Origin of the sequence: Actinoalloteichus fjordicus (assembly GCF_001941625.1) — a bacterium.
GTDB classification, from domain to species: Bacteria; Actinomycetota; Actinomycetes; order Mycobacteriales; family Pseudonocardiaceae; genus Actinoalloteichus_A; species Actinoalloteichus_A fjordicus.
In genome coordinates, this window is sequence record NZ_CP016076.1 from 5,497,195 (window position 1) to 5,521,429 (window position 24,235).

Below are 24,235 nucleotides of genomic sequence, written 5' to 3' on the forward strand. Positions count from 1 at the left end.
CGCGCTGACCTGTCGCGGCGGGGTTGTCCTGACGGCGATCATCACCGGGCTACGAGCATGAGGACACACAGCCCGGGCAACCGTTCGACCGGGCCGGACATCGGTGTCGGCCACAGGATCGCCGCCGCCTGCAGCGGGCACGAACCCCCGTGCCTGCCATCGATCGCGCCAGTCCCGGCCCGTCGGCATCCGCGACACCAGGCTGGGGATCGATCGTGTTCATGAGCCGTTCCTCTCGGACGGTTCTCGATTCCGATCACTCCAACGTGGAACCGAGGGGACGTCCTCCTCACACGACATCGGTCCGTCGACTGGAGCACCGAACCGGCGGTGTGTCGGTCTCACCCCACCGTCTCGACGCCGCCCAGGAATCGGTACTGGCCCACCTCGATCAGCCAGGCGCCGGGAAACCGGGCCAGCATCCGCAGCTGTTCCCGGTTCGCGGTCATGCCGACGAACTCGTCATAGGCACCGTGCTCGGCCCACTCCATGTACTGGAACACCCGGTGCCCGTCGAGGCTGGCGTGCATGTACACGGCGAGCAGGCCCGCAGGCCTGCTCTCCTCGAACACACCGATCACGATGTCGCAGAACTCGTGCTGTTGATCAGGTCCTGCCGTCTCGTAGACGGTGATGCTGATCCGTTCGAAGTGCGGCCTCGGGTCGCGCAGCACAGCGGACCGGTACACCCGGTACGGAACCGCCCCCGGCCGTTCGATCCCCTGGACCACCCGATCGACGAAGCGCAGCATCGACGGTCGCTCCACGGCGATGAAATGACGCAGTGACTTCTCGTCCACCCATTGGGAGTACGTGAGCATCCCTCGGCCGTCCAGGCTCGCGTAGCAGCTGATGGAGATCAGGCCGTCCAGCCACCCCCAGCCGGACCGCTCGGCGAGCAGCGCTTCCGCCGCGCGGGTCTGCTTCTCCGGTCCGTCGACGATCCAGCGGCCCATCAGGGCCAGGTCGGCGTCGGCACGGTCGATGGCGGGCGGATGCTCCCGACGACCGGACACCGGCCTCCCCCTTTCTGCTGGCCCCACGCCTGGCGTGGTCGACGCGGTCTTGCAGGCAGCCTGACATGGCACGCAGCGGGCCGCCCGTCGCGAAGGACCGTCCCGTGCGCGGTCGGGGGTCGAAGCGGAACCCCGTCGGGTGTCGCCCACTCGGTCGAGGATCGGCCGAGGCACCGAGGACGGGCCGCAGAGCCGCCGGGCGCTCGGACTCCCGGCGTCAGGCGCGAGGCCGGTCCGCCGAGGTCAGGAGCCGTCCCGGCTCCTGCTCGACGGCGGCGGATCGCACAGGCAGCCCGCACCCGGCGGCGACGGGCTCAGGCGAGGGCGGCCAGCCGGGCGTCGAGCGCGTCGAGATCGGGGAGGAACCACACGTGACGACCCCGATTCGACTCCTCGACCAGGGCTCGCAGCGCCGAACTCGACGCCAGGTGCGCGGCGATGTCGCCGATGACGGCCAGCCGCACGTTGTAGTTGACGAACTTCTGCATGACCTCGCCCGCGAACCCGGTGCGCAGGCGGTAGAAGCTCTCGTCCAGCCGCCCGGCGGGGACGGCCACCGCCTTGGCGCCGAGGAAGGCGGCGCCGACCAGGTCCAGGGCGTCCTGAATCGTGGTCACCGTCGGCCCCGCCGGATCGCACACCAGGACCGAGACGCCTGCGCGCTGCTCCAGCACGTCAGTCACCGTCCACCTCCGAGGTCAGCAGCCCGTTGTCGCCGTCGAGGACGCTGTCGAGCAGGCGCAGCACCTCGGCGCTCTCGGCGAGGCAACCTAATATCACGATCTTCATACGGTGTCGCTCCTGGTCGTAGACGGTCTGGAGGCGCAGCGGGCGCGCCGGGTCGCGGGCGGTGTTCACCGAGGCCAGGACGAGCGTGCCCAGCCGATCGGCCGAGGCGGGCGAGACCCCGTCGATCTGCACGATGCTGGAGACCTCCGGGGCGGCGACTCGGGCGGGCCGGGGCTCGGGACGCCCCAGCAGAGCCTGCAGGTCGGCGGGCGCGATCCGGTACTGCTTGCCGATCCGCACCGCGGGCAGCCTGCCGGAGCGGATGTAGCCGCGCACGGTGCGGACGTGCAGACCGAGCCGATCCGCCACCTGTTCCACCGAGAGCATATCCTCACTCATCAGTCCCTCAATGACGCAGAATAGGTATAGATAGGGAAGTTTAGCGCACATCGATCCCGACGGGCCGCTCCGGCGCGGCTCCCGCCGTACGGCCGACGCCGAAGATCGCCGAGCATCGGAGCGCGGGTTCTAGACTCCGGCGCATGGCAGTCGTCGGCGGGAGACGCCGCGGACAACGGAGCGGTCGGCACGACGACGGGCTGATCGCCCTCGCGGTCACGATCATCGTCGTCACCGGGACCCTGTTCGACGATCACGACCCCGGTCACCCCGACGCCCTCAATGTCTGGGGGTGGCTGCTGATCCTGCTGGCCTGTGCGGCCCTGCTGGTGCGCAGCCGTTTCCCCGTCACGGTCGCGCTGCTCGCCCTCGCCTCCTGCTGCGTGTATTACCCGGTGTTCGCCGTGGACGGGCCGTTGATGGTGACCTTCGCCGTGGGCCTCTACACCGTGGCCGCGCGCGGCCACCTGACGGTGGCGGTGCTCATGGCCGTCGGCACCATGCTCGCGGTCGGCTACGGCGAGGCGGGGGCCGAGTACCGCAACGTCGACGACGCCACGATGTTCCTGCTCGCAGGCTGGCTGGTGGCCGTGATCTCGATCGGCGCCGTGCAGCGCAATCGACTCGCCTACCTCCACGAGGTCGAGCAGCGGGCCGCCGTCGCCGAACGCGGTCGAGTCGAGGAGTCCAGAAGGCAGGCCAGCGAGGAACGGTTACGGATCGCCAGGGAGCTGCATGACGCTCTCGGGCACAACATCTCGCTGATCAACGTCCAGGCCAGCGCGGCGCTGCATCGCTTCGACGAGGACCCGGCCCAGGCCAGAGCCGCCCTCGACGCCGTCAAGAAGGCCAGCGGCTCGGCGTTACGGGAGCTGCGCGCGACCCTCGGGATGCTGCGGCAGGTCGACGAGGCCGCCCCCGCGATCCTTTCGCCCAGCCTGGACCGCGTCGACGAACTCGCCGCCCAGGCTCGGTCGACAGGGCTGGCGGTGACCGTCGAGGTGACCGGTGCCGCGCGCGAACTGCCCGCCGAGGTCGATCGCGCCGCCTACCGGATCATCCAGGAGGCACTGACCAACGTGGCCCGGCACGCGAATGCGGGGACGGCTCACGTGACGATCGGGTACGAGCGCGAAGATGTGCGCGTGACGGTCGACGACGATGGACGAGGCGGTGTCCCGGTGCCGGGGAACGGCCTGCGGGGCATGGACGAGCGAGCGCGGGCGCTCGGCGGAGAACTCGCCGTGGGCAGCAGGCGCGAGGGCGGCCTCCGGGTGACCGTCCGGCTTCCGACGGGTGCAGGCCGGTGATCCGCGTCCTGCTGGTCGACGACCAGAATCTGGTCCGGGCGGGCTTCCGCTCCATCCTCGACGGCGAACCCGACATCGAGGTGGTGGCCGAAGCCGCCGACGGCCACGGTGCGCTGCGGCTGGCCGCCGAGCACCGGCCCGACGTGGTGCTCATGGACGTCCGGATGCCCGAGCTGGACGGGCTGGAGGCGACCAGACGGCTGGCGGCCGATCCGCGACTCGCCGAGGTCCGAGTGGTCATCCTCACCACCTTCGACCTCGACGACTACGTCTACGACGCGCTGCGGTCGGGCGCGGCGGGCTTCCTCGTCAAGGACACCGAGCCGATGGAGCTGATTCACGCGGTGCGGGTGGTCGCGCGCGGCGACGCGCTCCTGGCCCCGGCGGTCACCAGGAGGCTCATCGCCGAGATCGCAGGACGCAGGCGGGCCCCCGAGCCGAGTCCGGTGCTGAACGGACTGACCGACCGCGAGCGGGAGGTGCTCGCCCTGGTCGCGGAGGGGCTCTCCAACGACGAGATCGCGGCCAGGCTGGTGCTGAGCCCGGCCACCGCCAAGACGCACGTCAGCCGGATCATGACCAAGCTGCGCTCGCGGGACCGCGCCCAGCTCGTCGTGATGGCCTACGAGTCCGGGATGATCACCCCGCGCTGGCTGGCCTGATCTCCCCGTCCGGCGGGCCAGGCGGCAGACCGAGGGCGCACCGCGCCGCCCGCGTCCGGCCGCCCGCGCCGCGCAAGGACCCGCCCTCCCGGCCGACTCCGGCGGCGGTCGAAGCCGACTCGAGGCGAGCCCCGACCCTGACTCGAGCCTCCGGGACGGCCATCCCTCGGTGTCAGGGTCGTCGGGGTCGTACATCCACGGAGGTACCTCGATCACCCGCCTGCGGGTGACGACAGCGACCGAACGCCACGACGATCCTCATCGGGTGAATGCCGAGACCCTCGAACTCGCGCGCCTGCAATTCGCGATCACGGCGGGTGCGCACTTCCTGTTCGTCGCGCTGACCCTCGGTCTCGCGACGATCGTCGCGTGTCTCCAGACCAGGGCGACGTTCTCGCGCAGCGAGGTGCACGCCAGGATGACGCGGTTCTGGGGGCAGCTCTACGTCATCAACTACGCGGTCGGCATCGTCACCGGGCTGGTGATGGAGTTCCAGTTCGGCCTGAGTTGGAGCGGCCTCACCCACTTCGCGGGCAACGTCTTCGGCGCGAGCCTGGCCATGGAGACGCTGGTGGCGTTCTTCATCGAGTCCACCTTCCTCGGCCTGTGGATCTTCGGCTGGCATCGGCTCAACCGCTGGGCGCATCTGGCGTTGATCTGGGTCGTCACCCTGACCGCCTACGCCTCGGCCTATTGGATCCTGGTCTCCAACGGTTTCCTGCAGAACCCGGTCGGCTATCGCGTCGAGGGCGACAGCCTGGTCCTGACCGATCTCGGGGCGCTGCTGACCAACCACAGCACGATCCTGCCCTTCTGGCACATCCTCGGCGGCGCGCTGGTGACCGCGGCCTTCTTCATGGCCGGGATCAGCGCGTTCCACCTGTTCCGCCGCACCCCCGAGCAGGAGTTCTTCCGTCGGTCGCTGCGAATCGGAGTGGCCGTCGGTCTGCCTGCGCTGATGTTCACGGCGACGATCGGCGGCATCCAGTTCGCCCCCACCGGCGAGTCGCAGCCGATGAAGATGGCCGCCTACGCCGGGGATCAGGCCGAACTGGACCGCTTGCAGGCCGAGATGGTCGCGCAGTACGGCCCCGGCGATTATCTGCCGCCCGTGGGATGGGTGCAGGCGGGTGCCACCACGATGCTCGCGATGTTCGGACTCATGCTGATGCTGTCGGCGGCGAGCTTCCTGCTCATGTGGTTCCGCCCCGTCGTGCTGCGCTTCCGGCTGTGGCATCTGCTGCTGATCGCGGCGATCCCGATGCCCTTCATCGCGATGATCGCGGGCTGGGTGTTCCGGGAGATGGGCAGGCAGCCCTGGGTGGTCAACGGTCTGCTGCGCGTCGAGGACGCCGTCTCCCCGGTGTCCTCTGGGGCGATGCTCGGGTCGCTGATCACCTTCTCGGTGCTGTTCGGCGTGCTGATCCTCGTCAACTACTGGCTGTTGGCGCGGCAGGCGGCCCGAGGACCGGACGAGGTCGCACTCGGCAGGCCCGAGGCCGAGCACCGTCCAGAGCCCGCCCCGACGGCGACCTTCTAGAAGCGGAGCTGACCATGGAGATCATCGCCATCGCGGCCCTCGGCTTCTTCGCCGTCGGCTACTTCATCCTCGGCGGCGCCGACATCGGCGTGGGCATGCTGCTGCCCTTCCTGGGGCGCGACGCCGCCGAACGCCGGGTGGGGATCGCCGCCATCGCACCGTTCTTCCTCGGCAACGAGGTCTGGCTGGTGGCCACGGCGGGCATCCTGATCGGCGGCTTCCCCGTGTTGGAAGGCGCCCTGCTGAGCAGTCTCTTCCCCGTCGTGATCATGCTGCTCGCGGGCTGGGTGATCCGCGACATGGGCCTGTGGCTGCGGGGCAGGGAGACCGGGCGCATCTGGTGGGGGCTGTGTGACGGGGCGATCGTCCTCGGCAGCTGGGCGGTCGCACTGAGCTGGGGCTGGATGTTCGCGGGCCTGTTGGCCGGGATCATCGACCGGCCCGTGACCGGCCCCGGCGCGGGGCTGGCCGCCGTCGGCATCGCCGCGTTGTTCGCCGTACACGGACTCGCCTTCGCCGCCCTCCGGCTGGCGGGCACTCAGCGGGAACGAGCCCGCAGACTGTCCGGCGAGTCCGGCGAGGTGCGAACCTTCATCCTGACCTCGGCGGCGATGGCGGTGCCGGTGCTGGCCGTCGGAGCGCGGCTTCCGCTGGCGGAGTCCGCCGCCGACGCGGCCACCCTCGCGTTTCTGGTGCCGGTGCTGGTGGTGCTGACTCCGCTGCTGGTCGCCGCGCAGGGCTGGGTGTGGTGGTTGTTCCGTCACCGGGTGGACAGGCCGTCCTACCTGTGAGGACACGACAGGACGACCTGATGCCGCGTCGCGAGCGCGGCAGGTGGGCGCTGTACGCCCTCGCCCAGGCCCTGCTGATCATCGCGCAGGCCGAACTGCTGGCCAGGACGATCGCCGGGCTGGACTCGGGAATGCTGCCCTGGCTGGCCGGGGTCGTCGCGCTGCGAGCGGTGGTGACGCGCGCCTTCGGCGCGGCCGCCCGACGGGCGAGCATCGCGGTCCGCCAGGATCTGGGCGGCAGGCTGGTACGCCGCGCGGACTCCCGGCGTCGAGGCGGCGAGTTCAGCACCCTGCTCACTCAGGGCCTCGCCGCCCTGGACCCGTATCTGAGCGGCTATCTCCCGCAGGTCGTGACGGCGGTCGTCGTGCCGCCGCTGGTGCTGATCCGGATCGGCATGGCCGACTGGATCTCGGCGGTGATCGTGGTGGCGGCACTGCCGTTGATCCCGGTGTTCGGCGCGTTGATCGGTCTGCGCACCCGTGAGCTGACCGACCATCGCTGGCAGGAGCTTCAGCGGCTCGGCGGCCACTTCCGCGACGTCCTCGTCGGACTGTCCACCCTGCGGGTCTTCGGACGCACCGACCACCAGGCGCTGGTGATCCGCGACATCGCCGAGGGACATCGCCGCGCGACGATGGGCGCGCTGCGGGTGGCGTTCCTGTCCTCCCTGGTCCTGGAGCTGGTCTGTTCGATCACGGTGGCGCTGGTGGCCGTGCCGATCGGGCTGCGCCTCATCGCGGGCGACGTCGATCTGGCTCCTGCGCTGGTGGTCCTGCTGCTCACCCCGGAGGCCCTGCTGCCGGTGCGGGCGCTCGGCACCCGGTTCCACGCGGCGGCGGAGGGGATGACGGTGGCCGATGAGGTGCGGGCCGTCCTCGCGGACCAGTCTGCCGGGGCGGACGAGCCTGCCACGGCGGTCTCGGTCTCGGCAGGCTCGGCAGGCAGTGGGCGGCTCTCACCGCGCGAGGACGGCGCGGCGGCCGGTGCCGCCGGTCGGGTCGGCGTCGGCGACCCGGTCCGCTTCGACGACATCGATCCGCCGCCTGCCGACCCGCCGCAACCGGCCGATCGCCTGCGGATCACCGCGTCGGATCGCCGCCGCCCCGACGAGCGCCGGGAGTCGGACCGCGACGATCCGCCGGAGATCCGGTTGGAGGAGGTCACCGTCCGGTTTCCCGGCCGGGATCGGCCCGCCCTGGACCGGGTGTCGCTGACGATCGCGCCGGGCGAACGGCTGGCGGTGGTCGGGCCCAGCGGCGCGGGCAAGTCCACGCTGCTCCACCTACTGCTCGGCTTCGTGACCCCGGACGAAGGGCGGGTCCTGATCGACGGGGTCGACCTCGCCGACCAGGACATCGCCCGGTGGCGCGGTCGGATCGCCTGGACGCCGCAGCAGCCGCATCTGTTCGCCACCTCCGTCGCCGACAACATCCGACTCGGCAGCCCCGAGGCCGGTGCTGACCAGGTCCGGGCGGCCGCCGCCACCGCGGAGGCCGCAGGCTTCATCGAGGCCCTGCCCGACGGATACGACACTGTGCTCGGCGAGCGGGGTGCGGGCGTCTCGGCGGGTCAACGTCAGCGGATCGCCCTGGCACGGGCGTTCCTGCGTGCCGCGCCGGTCGTGCTGCTCGACGAGCCGACGGCCCGACTCGACCTGCGCAGCGAGGCGGCGGTGGTCACGGCGGCGGCCCGGCTGCTCGCCGACCGCACGGCACTGCTCGTCGCGCATCGACCGGCCCTGGCGGGCATCGCCGACCGGGTCGTCACCCTGACGAACGGCCGGGCGGCCGACGGAGCGGCAACTCCCCGCGCGGAGGCCGCCACGCCACGACCAGGCGAGACGGCGCAGGCCGCCGGAGCAGGCGCCGAGACCAGGCGAGTCGAGACGACCGGCCGAGAACCCGCCCCAGACAGCTCTGATCCGGATGCGACCGGCCGGGACGATCGTTCACCTGCACGAATCGGCGGAGCGGAGGCGGGCCCGTGATCGAGATCCTGCGCACCGCGCGCACCTGGCGGCTGCTGTTCGCCGCCCTCGCCGGAATCGCCGCCGAGGTCTGCGCGGTGGCCCTGACCGCGACGGCGGCCTGGCTCATCACCAGAGCCGCCGAGCAGCCGCCGCTCGCCGCACTGGGCTCGGCCGTCGTGGCGGTCCGCGCGTTCGCGATCTTCCGGGGCGGGTTCCGTTATGTGGAGCGGCTCGCCGGTCACGACGTGGCGCTGCGGGCCGTGGCCCGCCTGCGCTCGCGCGTCTACCAGGCGGTGGTGCGCGGCGCCGTTCGCCGGGACGGCGACGCGCTGACCAGCATGGTCGCCGATGTGGACGGCGTGCAAGACCTGCTCCTGCGGGTGCTGCTCCCGGCGGTCTCCGCGGCGGCGGTCGGCGGCGGCTCGGTCGTGGTGTTCCTCGTCTTGCTGCCCGAGGCCGCGGTTCCGCTGGTGGCGGGGCTGCTGCTGGCAGGCATGGTGATCCCGGTCTGCGCCGCGCTGGCCCTGCGCCGGGCCGGTGCCAAAGTGGCGAGGGCCCGCGCGGCGCTGGCCGAACATGCCCTGGACCTCGTCGACGGCGCGCGGGAGCTCGCGGCCTTCGGCGCAACCGCCAGGGCGGGTGCCGAGGCCGACCGGCGGCTGGCCCGGGTGTCCGCCCTGGAGCGGCGGGCCGCAGCGGTGACGACGACGGCCACCGCCGCCTGCCTGATCGTCCAGGGCGGCTCGGCGGTGCTGGTGGCGTTGGCGGCACTGCGATCGGGGGCCGACGAGGTGCTGGTGGCGGTGCTCGCCCTCACCGCACTGGCCGCCTTCGAGACGGTCGGGCCGCTGGTCGAGGCGGCACATCGGTTCGTGGAGCTGCTGCCGTCGACACGGCGGGTCGCCGCGTTGTTGCGGACCCCCGCCGCGTCGCCGCCGCGCGGCGCCGCGCCGCCCACGGCGGGCGTCACGGTCACCGATCTATGGGCGAGGTACCCCGACGCCGCGCGGCCCGCGCTGGCCGGGGTGAGTCTGCACGTCGAGCCGGGCCGTTCCACGGCCGTGGTCGGGGCCAGCGGCGCGGGCAAGAGCACCCTGCTCGACGTCCTCGCGGGCCAGGTCGAACCGGCCGCTGGCGTCGTCACTACCCCGGAGTCGCGTTCGATGACCCAGGACGCACATGTCTTCCACACGACGGTGCGAGCGAACCTGCTGCTCGCGCGCCCCGACGCCGACGAAGAGGCGTTGCGGACGGCCGCGGCGCGGACCGGGCTGCTTCCGGTGATCGAGGCACTGCCGCAGGGCTGGGACACCGTGGTGGGCGAGGGCGGCCACGGGCTGTCCGGCGGACAACGGCAGCGGCTGCTGCTGGCGCGCGCGCTCCTGGCGGACCCGCCGCTGCTGCTGCTCGACGAGCCGACGGAGGGACTCGACGGTGCGGCGGCCGACACCGTGCTGGCGGCCGTCCTCGCGGCCAGAACAGGCCGGCTGACGATCGTGGTGACCCATCGCGCCGAGTGTCTCGACATGTTCGACGCCGTGGCGGTCCTCGACGAGGGCCTGCTCGTCGCGCACGGCCCGCATGAGGAGTTGGTCGGACGGGATGCGGCCTACCGCGAGGTGTTCGCCGCGTTCGGGCCGGCGGTCGCCACCGGCTGACTGAGGTCCGTCGCCATTCGGCACACGACGACGCGGCGCCGTGGTCGTCGTCAGAAGGGGAGGCACGCTCGTGAGAACGGCCCTGACCGTCCTGATCGGTCTGTTTCTCGGCTTCCTCGTCGGCCTGCTGCTGGCCGAGGTCGTCGACCTCGCGGTGCGCTCGGCCACCGGCGCGGCGATCGATCCGTACGTCCTTCGATTCCTGCCGCTGACCCTGGCCCCGGTGGGGGCGGCGACCGGCACGGCCGTCCTGTACCTGCGCACGCGCGCCGAACTCGACCGGGCACCGGAGGTCCGGGTCCGCGAGTCGACGCCAAGCGGCTACGCGACCGAGCCCCGGTCCGACACAGGCGTCCCGCACGAGGGCCTCGGCGGCGGCCCCGTTCTCGGCCCCGTCGGCGGCCCCGCCGACCGCGACGGCTTCCTCCTGCCGAGCACGAACGCCGGTCGCGCCCGCCAGGCCGTGCCCGCACCTCGACCGGCGGAGTCGACGACGACGCAGCTGATCCCGGCGTGCGATCTTCCGAGCTGCCTGCTGCCCGGCTGTCCCCAGGCGGCGGGCCCGCCGCCTGGGGAGACTCAGACGAGGTCGCGAGGCACCACGTGCTGCCAGTTCCGCGAGAAGACCCGCTCGTCGCCCTCATAGCCGTCGAGCCTGGCGTGCAGCAGGAAGTCGTCCGGCGTGCAGGTGAGGATCGTGCGCGTGACGATCTTCACCCGCCAGTCGCCCCGACTGAACTCCATGACCCATTCCGTCTCGCCGCGCACCGAGGAGAAGTCGTCGGCGATCCAGCCGTAGCGCTCGAAGGCACGACGGCCCACGTCGAGATCGACTCCCTCGAAATGAACCAGCCCGATGTCCTTCAGCACCTCCAGCGCGGAGCGATAGGTGACGAGGTCTCGCGAGACGGTCCATCGCTGATCCGGCGGTCGCAGACTCGTGGTGGCGATCGGCGGGGCGCCCTCCGGCGGGTCGAAGGGCCGCAGCGAGACGCCGTCCGGCTCGGTGATCGGCCGCACCGGCAGCAGCAGCCCGCTTGACCCGGTGTGCAGGCGAAGCAGCGCGGGCCGAGGCGGCGGCCAGGCCAGCGGCCAGTACGAGGTGGACAGCGAGAGGCGGATGCGGTGTCCCGGCGGGAACGACTGCGCGACACCGTTGAGCGACACGGACACCCGGTAGCGTCTGCCCGGCTCCATCGGCGTCGGCTCGTCGTGGCCGTCGCGGTGCGTCAGGTTGAGCAGCCCGTAGGTGACGCGCGTGGCGCTGCCGTCCGGAGCCACGTCCGAGAGTCGGGCCGCGATCATGGCCACCGGCTGCGTCGCCGTGACGTCCAGCTCCGCGACCGGGGCGCCGAGTATCTCGCACGACTCCTCGAGGATCTCGCTGTCGAACACCAGCGAACCGCCGTCCTCCTCCCGCTGGTCGTAGGGCAGGTCGGGCGGCGCGTTGTAGGAGCACCACTTGCCTGCGAACTGGCCGACCGACAACGGTGACTGCACCGTCAGCTCGTGCTCCTCGGCCTCCTCGTCCACCGGGAGGATGCGATGGGGCGCCAGCAGGTACCGCTCCTGCCGGATGTGCGGCGAGGGCCACGACGGTTCGCCGACCCACCGGCCGGGGCGCTCCTCATAGGACGTCGACGGCGGCACGCTGTCCTGCATCCAGGTCCGCAGCATCGGCTCGCCGGGCATGGAGACGCAGTCGAGTTCGTCATCCCGCGAGGCGTCGGTCTTCATCCAGTGGTCCCACCAGCACACCACCTCCTGAAGAAATCCGATGGCCGGTCCCGGCTCGCCCAGGTGCGGATACTTGTGCGACCAGGGACCGATGAGCCCCTTGCGTGGCACGTCGAGGTTCTCCAGCAGCCGGAACACCGCATCGGAGTAGCCGTCCGCCCAGCCGCACACCGCGAACACCGGACATTCCACGGCCTGATAGTCGCCACAGATCGACGCATGCCGCCAGTAGTCGTCCCGGCGTTGGTGCTCCAACCACTGCGCGACCCACGGGCCGCTGCTGTCCATGCGTTCGTGCCACATGTCCCGCCAGCGGTCGCCCACCACGGCCGGGTCGGGTGGACAGGTGGCGTAGGCGAACATCGTCGAGGACTCGGCGAGGTTGTCCGAGAGCATGCATCCGCCCATGTAGTGCATGTCGTCGCCGTAGCGGTCGTCGGTGAAGCTGGCGATGACCACCGCGCGGAGGCTGGGCGGCCGCCTCGCGGCGACCTGGAGGGCCGCGAACCCGCCCCAGGAGATGCCCATCATCCCGGTCTGTCCGTCGCACCACGGCTGTGCTGCCAGCCAGGCGAGCACGTCCTCGGCGTCGATCTGCTCCTGTTCCAGGTACTCGTCCACGAGCACGCCGTCGGAGTCGCCGGTGCCTCGGATGTCGACCCGGACGCAGGCGTAGCCGTGGCCTGCGATGTAGGGATGGTTGATCGAGTCGCGCAACGCCGTCAGGTCGCGATGGCGATACGGGATATATTCCAGGATCGCGGGGACCGGCCTGCCGTCCGAGGACGTCGGCCGCCAGACTCGGCCCGAGAGCCGCGTCCCGTCGGACATTGGAATCCAGACGTGGTCATCGGTCATGACCGTGGCCGGTAGTGAGGTCACCGTCCGCATCAGCGTTCATCCTTCTCTTCGGCCCGGCCTGCCGCTCGGACCTGCTCCGTCACGTGGACCACGTCGGTCGTGCAGACCCCGTCGGTCCCCTGAATCCGGGCCGTCTCAACGGCCTCGTCCTCGAACTCGAAGGTCAGCGCCGCGACACAGCGCTCGTACTTGTCGATCAGCTCCGCCTCGTCCCGGGCGCCGACGAAGACCTCGGCCAGCGTGAAGCTGTAGCTGTCCTGCCCGATCTGTTCGGAGAGGCGACCGCCCTCCATGGCCGTCGGATACACCACGACGCCGGGGATCTCGCGTTCGATGCGGTCCAGTTCGTCCCGGGTGGGGCATCGGCGAAGCACCCCGTCCGCGAATCTGCGGTGGTACCACCTCGCGGCGATGCCGTGTTCGCCGAGTCGATGCGGCAGGGCCGGGTCCTCACCGAGGGCCAGCGCCAGCATGCAGTGATGGTTGGGCACCCCGTCCACGTGGGCGAACAGCTCGGCGTGCGACTGCGAATGTCGACTGTTGATCTCCAGAAGCCCGATCTCGTCGGTCTCGGGGTCGTAGAAGTACTCGATGCTGAAGGTGGCGCCGGTCAGGCCGATGTGCTCGATCACCCGCGTGGAGACGTCCGCCAGCCGTCGCTGCACCGAGTCCGGCAGCTGCGACGGGTACTGGTGCCGCAGGAAGCACGAGCTGTCGGGATAGTCGACGGAGTCCAGCGTCCCGTAGACCTCGACCTTCCCGTCCCACCCGTAGCCCTCCACCGCCACCTGCACCCCGCGCAGCGCCTCCTCGGCCAGGATCGCCTGGCCGCCCACCGCCGCGATCTCCGGCGGCAGCGTCACCTGCGCGAGGACGTGCTCGAAAGGCCCGCCCACTCGCCCGATGCCCTTGGCGATCTGGTCGACGGCCGTCCGGAACTCCGCGTCGTCCTCGACCTTGAACGCGAGCTCGGAGGAGAAGGACTTCACCGGCTTCAACCACATCGGGTACCGCAGTTCGGCGGGCGGACGATCGTCCGCAGGAGAGACGAGGGCGAAGCGAGGATGCTCGTCGATGACCTTCTGCTGCTCGAGCCTGCTCCAGTACTTGTGCTCACACTTGAGTACGGAGGTGAGGTCGGCACCCCTGGTGCCGAAACGCCTGGCCAGGATGGGGACCATGGTGCTGACGGGAAAGTCCCAGAATCCGACGATCGCGTCGATCGAGCCGTCGAAGTCGGTGAGCCTGCGCTCGGCCTCCGCGAGCAGGTCGGCGATGGGAATCTCGCCGTGTTGCAGCTCCGCGATGCTCAGCAACGGGTGAAACCGGTATCGCTCGGCGGACGGGACGCAGCGAAGTACGTCGTGGTTGGGCTCGTCGAGTCCGATGACGAAGATGTTCAACATGTCCGCAGGCACCTGCCTCTCAGGGTTCGCTCCCTGGAGAGTCCTCACCCGATGCGGTGGCTAAACCTGCCGGCCGTGTTCCGCCGCGAGTTTCCTCCTCGGCGCCGATCAGGGCGCAGGCGTGCGGGCCGTCGTCACCCGACCGGGAGGACGGCCTCGACCGGCCACCAGGTCCACCGCGCTGGCCCGCGACCGACTCACCTGCCGAACAGCGACGTGACCAGGTCGAACGCAGCGCAATACCCCTGCCGGGCGTGGAGCGGGCCTAAGCAGGGAATCCCGCCGCCGTGCAGACCTTCCTGCCGTGCGTGGACTTCGACGACTGCGCCGCCGTGCTGGACACGCGACGGCTCGGCAGGCAACGGGTCGAGGTGCTACAGATCCTGCGTGCCCTGACCTGGCCGGACTACGGCTGGAAGAACCATCCGGCGGTCGGGATGTGGCGTGGTTTCACCAGGGCGCTGGTCTGCTATGGCGTCACGATCTGTGAGCACTGGCGGTCTCTCGGCGGTCAGGACACCGTCCTTCCTCAGCTGTTGAAGTTCACCGGCGGCGTTCGCGACGAGCAGTGGGCGCTGGCCGAGTTCGGGATGCTGCCGCCCTGGCTCGGCATGCCCGCGCTGCACGTCTCCCATCGCTCCGCGCTGGTCGGCAAGGACCCGGAGCACTACCGCCCGGTGTTCCCGGACGCGCAGACCGGACTGCCCTATGTGTGGCCGCGCCCGCTGTTCCCGCACTGGCCGCTGCGGCGGCGCCACGCCGACGGAGCGACCCGCCGTGAGGCCGCGGTCCTGCTCGACGAGCCCGTGCTGCCGTTGGAGACGGACTGGATCGTCGCCCGGCTCGGCGCGGGTCGGGATGCGGAGTTCGTCGGTTCTCCCGAGGCCTGCGACCTGCTCGCGCTGTACGCCGGACTGCGCACGGCGGGCCGGACGCTGTGGCTGGCCAGGCAGACCGGCGAGCCGGACTCGGTGGTGCCCGCGATCCGACCGCGCCGCACGCTGGCAGGCGGCTCCACCACACCCTCCCCCGCCCGGATCGGACGGCAGCCCGGCGCGGTCGAGCAGGCCGCCGAGGCCGCCGAGTGGCGGGAACAGGTCGAGTTCCTCTTCCACTCCCTGCCCTCGTGGCATCCGCAGGCCGAGCCGGCGCCCGGCGAGCTGACCCCCGTCGAGACGACCGCCTCGCTGATCGGCCCGGTGCCGCCGGACGTCGGACTCATCGTGCTGGCCGATCCGCCGCATCCGGCCACGGGCGGCCTGCCACCGGCGGCCGAGCAGCATCGGGGGCCGCGCCGCACCGCCGACACGCGACCTCGGGTTCACCGACGGACCGAGCACGGCGGCGCGGCCAGTCCCCTCGGCCCCGTCCACGACACCAGCGGCCCCGGCCCTCTCCGCCTCCTCACCTCGGTCGATGATCATCGGCCGCTCGGCACCCGCGAACCCGGCCACCGAGGCCCGGCACCCTCCCCCGCCCAGCGGACCACAGCCCACCGCGACGACGCGAGACCGTCGACGGCGGGCCGTCTGCCCGTCGACCTCCCGGTGCTCCGACTCCGTCCCGCGCCCACCGACTGACGCGACGGCGGGCGGACACGACGGCCGGCGGACACGGATGGCTGGGCCGACGCGACGGCGGGCGGACGTCCCGGAGCTGCCCGCTCACCGATGCCGTAACCGGCCCGACGGCAGAAGCGACGCGGCGGGCGGCATAAACATCTGTGGCGGAGACGACGGCGGTGAAGGCGACTGCGACGGGACAGGATGCGAGGTCATGCCGCAGATCATTTCGGACGACCAACGCCGCAGGTAGTGCCAACTGTCACGAGTTCGCCATGACAGTTGTCACCAATCCCTATGACAACTGTCATGAACCCTGCGCGTCGAGCCGCATCGCCGTCGATGCGCGGCTGTCGTGCGCGCCGGGATCGCCGAGAGTCCGGTAAGGACGGACGCCGAGTGACGAGCCGGGGCGGCGAGCGCTGCGTCTCGGCGTCGGTCTCCCCCGCAGCCGGTTCCCCGCGCACCCGCTCGCTGCCCGACCGGCGCAGGCCCGACCGGTGCCGGCCGGAAGCGGCCGCCGACGGTGACACGTCCTGTGCGGCCCTGCCAGGGTTGCAGACGCCTCACCGCGCGTCGCAGCGTCGGACGGCCGACGCCGGACGTGCCTTCTCCGGACAAAGGAGCCCTTCATGCGGCGCGCACGAAGAACCGCCCTGACGCTCGGTCTCGGCATCGCCCTCGTCGTGCCGATCGGCGGGCTCGGCGTCGCCTCGGCGGAGCCGACGGTCACTGCGGAGCCGACGGTCACTGCGGAATCCGCACCATCGACGACGGCGAAGCACCGCAGGCAGGCGGAACGACTGGATCGAGGCCTCCTCGCCGTGCCGACCGACGACGGCGTGCTGGTGAGCTGGCGGCTGCTGGGCACCGATCGTGCCGACCTCGGCTTCGACGTCTACCGCGACGGCCGCAAGCTCAACCGCGGTCCGATCCGTGATCGCACGAACCTGCTGGACGCCGAGGGCACCACCACCTCGGAGTACCGCCTCGTGCCGAGAGGGGCGCACGGCGGCCCCCGGCACGCCGAGACGACGACGCCGTGGGAGCAGGCACACCTGGACGTGCCGCTGAACCGCCCCGAGGGCGGGACCACCCCCGACGGGGTGGCCTACGAGTACCGGGCCAACGACGCGAGCATCGGCGACCTCGACGGCGACGGCAGCTACGAGATCGTCCTGAAGTGGGACCCCACGAACTCCAAGGACAACTCCCAGGCCGGTCACACCGGCGAGGTGTTCCTCGACGCCTACACCCTGACCGGCGAGAACCTGTGGCGGATCGGGCTGGGTCCGAACATCCGCGCGGGCGCCCACTACACCCAGCTCATGGTGTATGACCTGGACGGCGACGGCAGGTCCGAAGTCGTGGTGAAGACCGGTGACGGTTCGGTCGACGCGGCGGGGACGGTCGTCGGCGACGCCGAGGCCGACCACCGCACCGAGAACGGCTATGTGCTGACCGGGCCGGAGTACCTGACCGTGTTCGACGGGTCCACCGGGACCGAACTGGCCACCACCGACTTCTCGCCTGCTCGCGGCGACATCTGCCAGTGGGGCGACTGCTACGGCAATCGCGGTGACCGCTTTCTCGCGGCGGTGGCCTATCTGGACGGGGTGCGCCCCAGCGTGATCTTCTCGCGCGGCTACTACGAGAAGACCATGCTCGTCGCCTACGACTGGCGGGACGGCGAGCTGACCGAGCGCTGGACCTTCGACAGCGACACACCGGGCAATGAGGGCTACGCCCAGCAGGGCAATCACAATCTCTCGGTCGGCGACGTCGACGGCGACGGCCGCGACGAGATCGTCTTCGGCGCGATGGCCGTCGACGACGACGGCACGGGGCTCTACACGACCCGCCTCGGCCACGGGGACGCGATGCACCTCGGCGACCTCGATCCGCACCGTCCGGGCCTCGAGGTGTTCTCCGTGCACGAGAGCGCCAGTTCCCCGCTCGGCGTCGAGTTCCGCGACGCGGGCTCCGGCGAGGCGATCTGGGGCGTCCACACCGGTCGGGACACCGGCCGGGGGCTCGCCGCCGACATCGATCCTCGGCATCCCGGCGCGGAGAGCTGGGCGATCGACGGCGAGTGGAACAGCACCACCGGCTGGCTGCACAGCTCAGCCGGCGAGCTGATCTCCCAAACCATCCCGGCGGCCAACGCGGCGGTGTGGTGGGACGGCGACCTCGGCCGGGAAATCCTCGACCACGACTTCACCGAGGAAGGCCGCACGGGAGTCGGCCGGATCGACAAGTGGGACCCGGCGACGGAGACGACGACGAACCTGCTGATGCCGACGGGCACGCGGTCGAACAACGACACCAAGGGCAATCCGACGCTCCAGGCCGACATCCTCGGCGACTGGCGGGAAGAGGTGATCTGGCCGACCACCGACAGCACGGCGCTGCGGATCTTCGCGACCCCGTATCCGACCGAGCACCGGTTGACCACGCTGATGCACGACCCGGTCTACCGCCTCGGCATCGCATGGCAGAACGTCGCCTACAACCAGCCGCCGCACACGAGCTACTTCCTGGGCTACGGCATGGAGCGCCCGAAGCAGCCGAAGATCTACTACCCCTGAGCTGCGGAGCCGGGGCGGAGCGGTCGCACGGACTGCTCCGCCCCGTTCGGGCTCGCTTGATCGATACCCGGATGGTCGCCGTCCGTCTCCACGGCAGGCAGGCGGGAATGACGGGGCGGCCCGGCTCCGTGATCGTCGGTCTCCGGGAGTACGGCAGGCGTCCCCCGGAGCGTGGCCTGCCTTGATCTCGGTCAGTCGCCGGTTGTCCTGCTGGGCGTACGCCGAGTGCACCTCGGCGCCGCGTCCTCGCCGGTCGCGAAGCTTCAGCGGCATGCGGCCGGTGCACCACGGCGTGACCGCGTCGAGGATGCAGGTGCGAGGGGCGGATCTGCCGAGATATCGGCGTGGTCCGCCGGGAGATCAAGCCGAGAATTGCAACGGTGTCGAACCGATCCCCAAAGAATGCGAAATTTCACCTATTTCTCGGCATCGCCGGTGCGATCGACCGCTTTTTCCCGGCGACCCGCCAGTCTGTATGCTGCCGAATCTGTTCTTCTGCTGCTGCCGGGCCGAGAGGGCGCTCGAATGAATCGGATCGACACACTGCTCGATGCCGCCGAGACCCGCTCGGCCGATATCGTGGCGGCGACGATTTCCGCCATCGGGTTCGAATCCGTCGCGGATCTGCTGTTCCAGGAGATCCTGTTCCGGGCGCGCATCGACGAGGTCGCCGGTCATGGTCACGCGGCCACCACGCTGATCCTCGTCCACGCGGGCCACAAGGCGGAGTTCACCGTGCAGGCGGAGCCCAGAGGTGGCGACCTGCCCGCCGTGGTCATCACCCAGGACGCGGCCGAGACGATCCTCGCTCTCTACGGCCCGCGTGAATCGGTCTCGGCCGACACCCGCACCGTGTGCTGGCCAGGCACCGAGCTGGCGCAGCGAGCGTGGGCGAAGAAGCCGCTGCCGGGCCGGTGGGCGGGGTCACCCCAGCGAATCCTCGACGTGCTCGACCGCCGCGACCAGGAGAATCTCGGCAGGCTCGCGGTCTATTACGGCACCGACAAGTGGGGGGCTGCGCATCGGTACACGCCTCGCTACGAGCAGCACCTCGGACCGTTGCGGGACCGGCGACTCACGATCCTGGAGATCGGCGTCGGCGGCTATGACGACCCTCAGAGCGGCGGCGAGTCGCTGCGGATGTGGAAGCACTACTTCCCCAGGGCCGTCGTGTGCGGCCTGGACATCGTGGACAAGCGCGCGCTGGCCGAGCCTCGGATCTCGATCTTCCAGGCGGACCAGTCCGATCGGGACTCGCTGCTGGCCGTCATCGACGAGATCGGACGGCCGGACGTCATCATCGATGACGGCAGCCACGTGAGTGCACACATCATCGCGTCGTTCCAGGCGCTGTTCCCCTCGCTGCGGCAGGACGGCCTGTACTTCATCGAGGATCTGCAGGCCGCGTTGTGGGCCCCCGTGTTCGGCGGCAGCGAGGACGATCTCACCCGGCCCGATCACGCATTCGGCTTTCTCAAGCAGTTCATCGACGGGCTGCATCACGAGGAGTTTCTCGGGGACTCCCGCACCGCCGTGCCGACCGATCAAGAAGTGACGGCACTGCACGTCTACCACAACCTGGCGGTGATCGAGAAGGGCCGGAATGCCGACGGCAGTCCGAGTGCGGATCTGATGCGCGCATTCATGCCGCGAAACGGGTAGGAGACGCCGCAGCATTCAGGAGCCGAGTGACGAAGACCGGTTCCTTGGTCCTCGCCCATGCGCCTGCCGTCCTCCCGCCTCGCCCCGCAACGGCCACGCCTTCCTTTCGCCCGCCCCGCCTAGGACGCCGGACACCTGGTTCACCGGGGCCGGGCCTGAGGGTCACCGAGGCGGGCGACGGCGGAGCGTTCGTCAGCGTGACGGGCGCGGGCCGTAGCCCAGGGCGCGGTCGGCACCGACGTGGAAGAACCAGCATCCTGCGATGAAGATCAGCGGCGCCGCCGGGATGCCGTTGACGATCAGGATTCCGTAGACCGAGACCAGCATCGCGGGTGCGGCGAAATTGTGGACGAGGTTGTAGGAGAACGCTCCTACCCGATTACTGACGGCGTACCCGAGGAACGACAGGTCGAAGACCAGGAACAACGCAGGCAGCCACCACCAGTCGAACCCGGCAAGGACGAAGAACACGGCCGCCGTCGCCGCGATCAGCCCGCCTTCGACCCGGTGAACGAGGCCCAGCGGCGCGAAGGGGACCGGCGGCTGCCGGGTCGGGGTCGCGGTCACCGCACGGGTCATGACCTGCTCCAGCCGGACAGCGAGGTCGCGACGTGTTCGACGAGCCGTTGGTAGCTGTGCTCGAGGTCGACCGGCAGCGCGAACGCGCCACGGGTCTCGAGGTCGACGAACCCGTGCAGGGACGAGCGGAGGAAACGTGTCGCGTCGACGGCCTCGGCGTCCCGGATGCCGAAGCCGTCCAGGACGGTGAAGATCACGACTGCGATCGAGGAGGACGCCTGCTGATCGGCCTCGTCGCCGGGGGCGGGGGGACGCACCGTGAGCGGGTACTGCCCCGGATGCGCCAGCGCCCAGCGTCGGTAGGCGTGCGCAATCCGCTTGATCGCCTCCGTCCCGGACCGTCCGATCGCAGCCTGGCCGATCGCCTGAGCCAGGCCCGACTTGGCGCGGATCATGATGCCGCGTTCGAGTCCCGCCATGCCGTCGACGTGCTTGTACAACGACGGCGGCTTGACGCCGAGACGCTCCGCAAGGGCAGCGAGGCTGAGCCCTTCCGGTGCGCGGTCATCGAGCATCCGCGCCGCCGCCTCGATGACCGCAGCGGCGTCCAGCCCGGCCCTAGGCACGACTGTCCAAGCCGGCAAGGAAGGGGATGACGACGTCTGCGGTGTGTGCAGGCTGTTGTGCGTGCGGGTAGTGCCCGGCGTCCGGGATCACGGCGGCCGTCCCGCGCAGCTCTCGAGCAATCCAGTCGGCTTCGGCCTCGGGGCTCGGGAAGTCCGGGTCCCGCTCGCCCATCACCACGAGGGACGGCGCGGTCACCCGAGCGAGACTCGACGCCGCCGCTGCGTGGTCGGTGCGCGTGGTGATGCTGAACGCACGCCGATGAGCAGGCCGCTTCATACTCGCGATCACCTGCGCCCGGTAGTCGGCGAAGTCGGCGGGCTTGGCTCCGGTGTAGAGCGTGGGCAGAAAGGCCTTCCACGCGGCCACGGCCCACGGGCGTGCCATCAGCACTCGGAACAGCAGCTTCTTGACGAAGCCTGCGGCAGGGTCACGCACGAACGGACCGACCAGTACCAGCCCCCTGACGAGTTCCGGATGCTCAGCGGCGACGATCACCGCAGCGCCTGCGGCCATCGAGTTCCCCACGATCACCGCAGGAGACCCGAGTTCACGCAGCAGCGCTTCGACATCTCCCGCCGTGTCGACGTCGCCGTAGCCTGCGAACGAGGCGTCGCTCTCGCCGTGGCCGCGCAGATCGCAGGTCGCCACGGTGTACCCGGCGTCCACCAGGACCGGGACGAGGAAGCGATAGGTCGATCGGAGCTCCCCCATTCCGGGAACGAGGAGGACCAGCGGCCCCGACCCATGGACATCGAAAGCCAACCGCCCCTGACCGGGGCGCTCCAGGTACTGCACGTCTGACGAACTGACCATGCGGCTACTCTACATAGCTTAAAAACTAATCGCAATAGCCAGACGATGCCTCTGGGTCGAGCGGGCCTGCGGGCGGGATGTTGTGATTGAGCCGGAACGTGTTCCCCGGGTCGTAGACCGCCTTGATCTCGGTCAGTCGCCGGTAGTCCGCCGGGTCGTACGCCGAGCGCACCTGGGCGCCTGCGTCCTCGCCGTTCATGAAGTTCAGCAGCCGGCCGCCGGTGCGCCACGGCGCGACCGCGTCGAGGATGCGTCGGTGCGCGGGGCGGATCTCCGCGATGTCAGCGCGTTCCCGCCGGGAGACGACGTTGAACAGGAACCGTGCGTCGCGGTGGCCGACCGCGTTTGCCACCGCAGGCGGGTGCGCGAGCCGCCCGCCGAGGTGGCGTAGCTCGAAGAGGTGCGGCAGCACCGTCTGTGGCGGTACCTCAGCGCAGATCACCCGCACGGCGTCGGCGTCGAGTTCGCCGAGCAGGGCGGTCCCCGCCTCGATGGAGCCGGGGAAGGGCGGGTCGTTGTAGATGGACCCGGCCTCGGTGTAGGGCAGTTCGCGGAGGGTGTCGTCCGTCGGGCCGAGCGCCCGCAGCGGCGCCACCAGCCGATCGGCGTCGGCCAGGACGTCTGCCGAGTAGGCGATGCGGATGTGGAGGGCCTCGCGGCCACGCAGCTCCGGCGGGAACACCGGGGCGTCCGGGTAGGACATCTGCGCGATCGACGAGCTCAGTCCGTCCGGCACGGTGGCGGTCCAGTCCAGGTAGGCCGCCAGGACCTCGGCGGCCCGTTCTCCCGGGAATTGCAGGCCTCCGCAGTAGAGCGTGCCGACCGGCATGAGGTCGATCTCGATCCCGATCACGACGCCGAAGTTGTCCCGGCCGCCACGCAGAGCCCAGAACAGGTCCGGGTCGGAGTCCACCGTGACGTGTCGAAGCCTGCCGTCCGAGGTGACGACGTCGAGGCTGCGCACATGGTCGGCGGCGTAGCCGTAACGCCGAGACAGCAGGCTGAGCCCGCCCGCGAGCGTGTAGCCGACCACACCGAGGCCGGGATAGGAGCCAGAAAGCGGCGCGAGCCCCGCGGGCGCCGCCTCGTGGATCACCTGGTCCCAGCGCGTCCCCGCTGCCACCCAGGCGGTGCCCGCCTCGGCGTTCACCCGGACGCCTGCGATCCGGGAGGTGTTGATCAGCACGCCGCCCGAGCCCGCGATGCCTGCCGATGCGTGCCCGGTGCCCTGCACCGCCATCGGAAGCCCGTGGCCGGTCGCGAACGCCACCGCCGCCTGCACGTCGGCGGCTCCGGTCGCGCCCACCACCAGGTCGGGCCGATGTCGGCGGGCCAGCTGGTACCCGGTGCGTTCCGCGTCGTAGTCCTCATCCGCCGAGGTGAGCACGGGGCCCTTCACCCGCGCGGCGAGGGCGGCGATCTCGGCGGCGTCGATGTCTGCGACCTCGACGGGTGGTTTGACACTGCTCATGATCTCTCCCCTACCGAGCACTTATTAGTAAGGTCACTTTACTAGCAAATGGCTACTTTCATCAAGCCACCTGACTAAAATGAGAGAGTGTCCAGGGATGACGCGAGTCGGAGCAGGGAGGGCGTCGGCGGCGGTGTGCCGACGCCCTCCCCCGCCGACGACGCGGGCACACCACGATCACGCAGCTCCACAGACACCCACGCGAGCGGGCCGCGACCGATCTTCGGGCCCGAACACTCCTGCTGAGCGCGGGGAGCGACCGATTACCTGATGCGATCAGCGGGCCTTCACCACAGCCACGACCGCCACCCAGTCGCGACACCGCGCGCCCGCGATCTCGCCGGGCACGCCTTACTCGCCGACGATCTCCTGTAGGACGTGCCTCAGCGCGATGACCCGATCCTCGCCGAAGCGGGCCGCCCAGTCCCGCTCGATCTCACCGAGGATGCGGGCGGCGGCGAGCTGAGCCCGCCTTCCCCGGGCGGTGAGTCGGATGATCTTCGCGCGCCGGTCGTCCGGGGCGGGCACGCGCTCGACGTAACCGAACTGCTCGAGCTCGCCGATCGTCTCGCCGATGCCCTGCTTGGTGACTCCGGATCGATCGGCGAGATCGGTCAGCCTGGAGCCCTCCTCGTCGATGAGCCGGAAGACCTCGCCGTGCTTGTACCGCAGTTCGCCGAAGCCCTCTTCGGCCAGCCGCTCATGCAGGAGTCGAAGTGTCCGATCCTTCGCGCCGGCGAGCAGCAACGGCATCGGCGGTCGCCGCGCCGCGCTCGCCTCCGGTGCGCTCATATCGTCGACCTTCCTCGCCACCGATTTCTCGGAACATCATATCAGGAAATAATCAGGCGACTTGATAAAAAGATTAATGTTATTTTAGTAAACCGCCTTGATAATGTTGCTCTCTTCGGCGC

The 24,235-nt window shown here is 70.5% G+C and carries 20 protein-coding genes; 10 read left to right on the plus strand and 10 right to left on the minus strand.

From position 1 onward, the window contains the following. Positions 1 to 341 precede the first annotated feature (341 nt). The 3 genes from UA74_RS23360 to UA74_RS23370 all read right to left on the minus strand — a co-directional run bounded on the left by UA74_RS23360 (position 342) and on the right by UA74_RS23370 (position 2,144). Positions 342 to 1,016 carry a hypothetical protein gene (locus UA74_RS23360; RefSeq protein ID WP_075742175.1) on the minus strand — a complete coding sequence of 225 codons (675 nt, stop codon included), beginning with the start codon at positions 1,014 to 1,016 and terminating at the stop codon, positions 342 to 344. A gap of 314 nt (positions 1,017 to 1,330) precedes the next feature. Beyond that, positions 1,331 to 1,699: a DUF4180 domain-containing protein gene (locus UA74_RS23365; RefSeq protein ID WP_075742176.1), complete on the minus strand. Its 369-nt coding sequence runs from the start codon at positions 1,697 to 1,699 to the stop codon at positions 1,331 to 1,333. Next, complete coding sequence (locus UA74_RS23370) at positions 1,692 to 2,144, minus strand: helix-turn-helix domain-containing protein (RefSeq protein WP_198042839.1); 453 nt, start codon at positions 2,142 to 2,144, stop codon at positions 1,692 to 1,694. The genes UA74_RS23365 and UA74_RS23370 overlap by 8 nt, the downstream gene beginning before the upstream one ends. A 143-nt stretch (positions 2,145 to 2,287) precedes the next feature. Between UA74_RS23370 and UA74_RS23375 the strand changes: the two genes are divergently transcribed. From UA74_RS23375 to UA74_RS23405, 7 genes are all read left to right on the plus strand, one after another. Next, positions 2,288 to 3,454, plus strand: a complete 1,167-nt coding sequence (locus tag UA74_RS23375) for a sensor histidine kinase (RefSeq protein ID WP_083683532.1) — start codon at positions 2,288 to 2,290, stop codon at positions 3,452 to 3,454. Further along, the gene (locus tag UA74_RS23380; protein ID WP_075742178.1) at positions 3,451 to 4,116 is read left to right on the plus strand and encodes a response regulator; all 666 of its coding nucleotides are present in this window, start codon (positions 3,451 to 3,453) and stop codon (positions 4,114 to 4,116) included. The genes UA74_RS23375 and UA74_RS23380 overlap by 4 nt, the downstream gene beginning before the upstream one ends. Positions 4,117 to 4,381: 265 nt before the next feature. Beyond that, the gene (locus UA74_RS23385) at positions 4,382 to 5,656 is read left to right on the plus strand and encodes a cytochrome ubiquinol oxidase subunit I (protein ID WP_075744134.1); all 1,275 of its coding nucleotides are present in this window, start codon (positions 4,382 to 4,384) and stop codon (positions 5,654 to 5,656) included. A gap of 14 nt (positions 5,657 to 5,670) precedes the next feature. After that, entirely contained in the window at positions 5,671 to 6,447 is a 777-nt protein-coding gene (locus UA74_RS23390) for a cytochrome d ubiquinol oxidase subunit II (protein WP_075742179.1), read from the plus strand. 20 nt (positions 6,448 to 6,467) lie between these two features. Further along, complete coding sequence (locus UA74_RS32375) at positions 6,468 to 8,435, plus strand: ABC transporter ATP-binding protein/permease (RefSeq protein WP_157434402.1); 1,968 nt, start codon at positions 6,468 to 6,470, stop codon at positions 8,433 to 8,435. Next, a complete protein-coding gene (gene cydC / locus UA74_RS23400) occupies positions 8,432 to 10,075 on the plus strand; it encodes a thiol reductant ABC exporter subunit CydC (protein ID WP_157434403.1) in 1,644 nt (547 codons plus the stop codon). Before UA74_RS32375 ends, cydC begins: the two co-directional genes overlap by 4 nt. 70 nt (positions 10,076 to 10,145) lie before the next feature. Next, entirely contained in the window at positions 10,146 to 10,721 is a 576-nt protein-coding gene (locus UA74_RS23405; RefSeq protein WP_157442317.1) for a DUF5957 family protein, read from the plus strand. Here the strand turns inward: UA74_RS23405 and UA74_RS23410 are convergent. Then, a complete protein-coding gene (locus UA74_RS23410) occupies positions 10,655 to 12,703 on the minus strand; it encodes a CocE/NonD family hydrolase (protein WP_075742182.1) in 2,049 nt (682 codons plus the stop codon). The genes UA74_RS23405 and UA74_RS23410 overlap by 67 nt on opposite strands. Beyond that, entirely contained in the window at positions 12,703 to 14,079 is a 1,377-nt protein-coding gene (locus UA74_RS23415; protein ID WP_083684137.1) for an ATP-grasp domain-containing protein, read from the minus strand. Before UA74_RS23415 ends, UA74_RS23410 begins: the two co-directional genes overlap by 1 nt. Before the next feature lie 287 nt (positions 14,080 to 14,366). Here UA74_RS23415 and UA74_RS34210 point away from each other — a divergent pair, with 287 nt between their 5' ends. The 3 genes from UA74_RS34210 (at position 14,367) to UA74_RS23430 (ending at position 19,891) form a co-directional block, all read left to right on the plus strand. Continuing rightward, positions 14,367 to 15,659 carry an MSMEG_6728 family protein gene (locus UA74_RS34210; RefSeq protein ID WP_075742184.1) on the plus strand — a complete coding sequence of 431 codons (1,293 nt, stop codon included), beginning with the start codon at positions 14,367 to 14,369 and terminating at the stop codon, positions 15,657 to 15,659. Positions 15,660 to 16,273: 614 nt separating this feature from the next. Next, the gene (locus tag UA74_RS23425; RefSeq protein ID WP_198042840.1) at positions 16,274 to 18,229 is read left to right on the plus strand and encodes a rhamnogalacturonan lyase; all 1,956 of its coding nucleotides are present in this window, start codon (positions 16,274 to 16,276) and stop codon (positions 18,227 to 18,229) included. Positions 18,230 to 18,400: 171 nt separating this feature from the next. Beyond that, positions 18,401 to 19,891 carry a hypothetical protein gene (locus UA74_RS23430; protein ID WP_157434405.1) on the plus strand — a complete coding sequence of 497 codons (1,491 nt, stop codon included), beginning with the start codon at positions 18,401 to 18,403 and terminating at the stop codon, positions 19,889 to 19,891. A gap of 192 nt (positions 19,892 to 20,083) precedes the next feature. On the opposite strand, the gene UA74_RS23435 is transcribed toward UA74_RS23430, so the two are convergent. The 5 genes from UA74_RS23435 to UA74_RS23455 form a co-directional block, all read right to left on the minus strand. Continuing rightward, a complete protein-coding gene (locus UA74_RS23435; RefSeq protein WP_083683533.1) occupies positions 20,084 to 20,470 on the minus strand; it encodes a DUF4260 family protein in 387 nt (128 codons plus the stop codon). Continuing rightward, entirely contained in the window at positions 20,467 to 21,036 is a 570-nt protein-coding gene (locus UA74_RS23440; protein WP_075742186.1) for a TetR-like C-terminal domain-containing protein, read from the minus strand. Before UA74_RS23440 ends, UA74_RS23435 begins: the two co-directional genes overlap by 4 nt. Continuing rightward, a complete protein-coding gene (locus tag UA74_RS23445; protein WP_075742187.1) occupies positions 21,029 to 21,850 on the minus strand; it encodes an alpha/beta fold hydrolase in 822 nt (273 codons plus the stop codon). The genes UA74_RS23440 and UA74_RS23445 overlap by 8 nt, the downstream gene beginning before the upstream one ends. A gap of 25 nt (positions 21,851 to 21,875) precedes the next feature. After that, the gene (locus tag UA74_RS23450; RefSeq protein ID WP_075765495.1) at positions 21,876 to 23,321 is read right to left on the minus strand and encodes an FAD-binding oxidoreductase; all 1,446 of its coding nucleotides are present in this window, start codon (positions 23,319 to 23,321) and stop codon (positions 21,876 to 21,878) included. 351 nt (positions 23,322 to 23,672) lie between these two features. Continuing rightward, the gene (locus tag UA74_RS23455) at positions 23,673 to 24,113 is read right to left on the minus strand and encodes a MarR family winged helix-turn-helix transcriptional regulator (protein WP_083683535.1); all 441 of its coding nucleotides are present in this window, start codon (positions 24,111 to 24,113) and stop codon (positions 23,673 to 23,675) included. Positions 24,114 to 24,235: the final 122 nt, after the last annotated feature.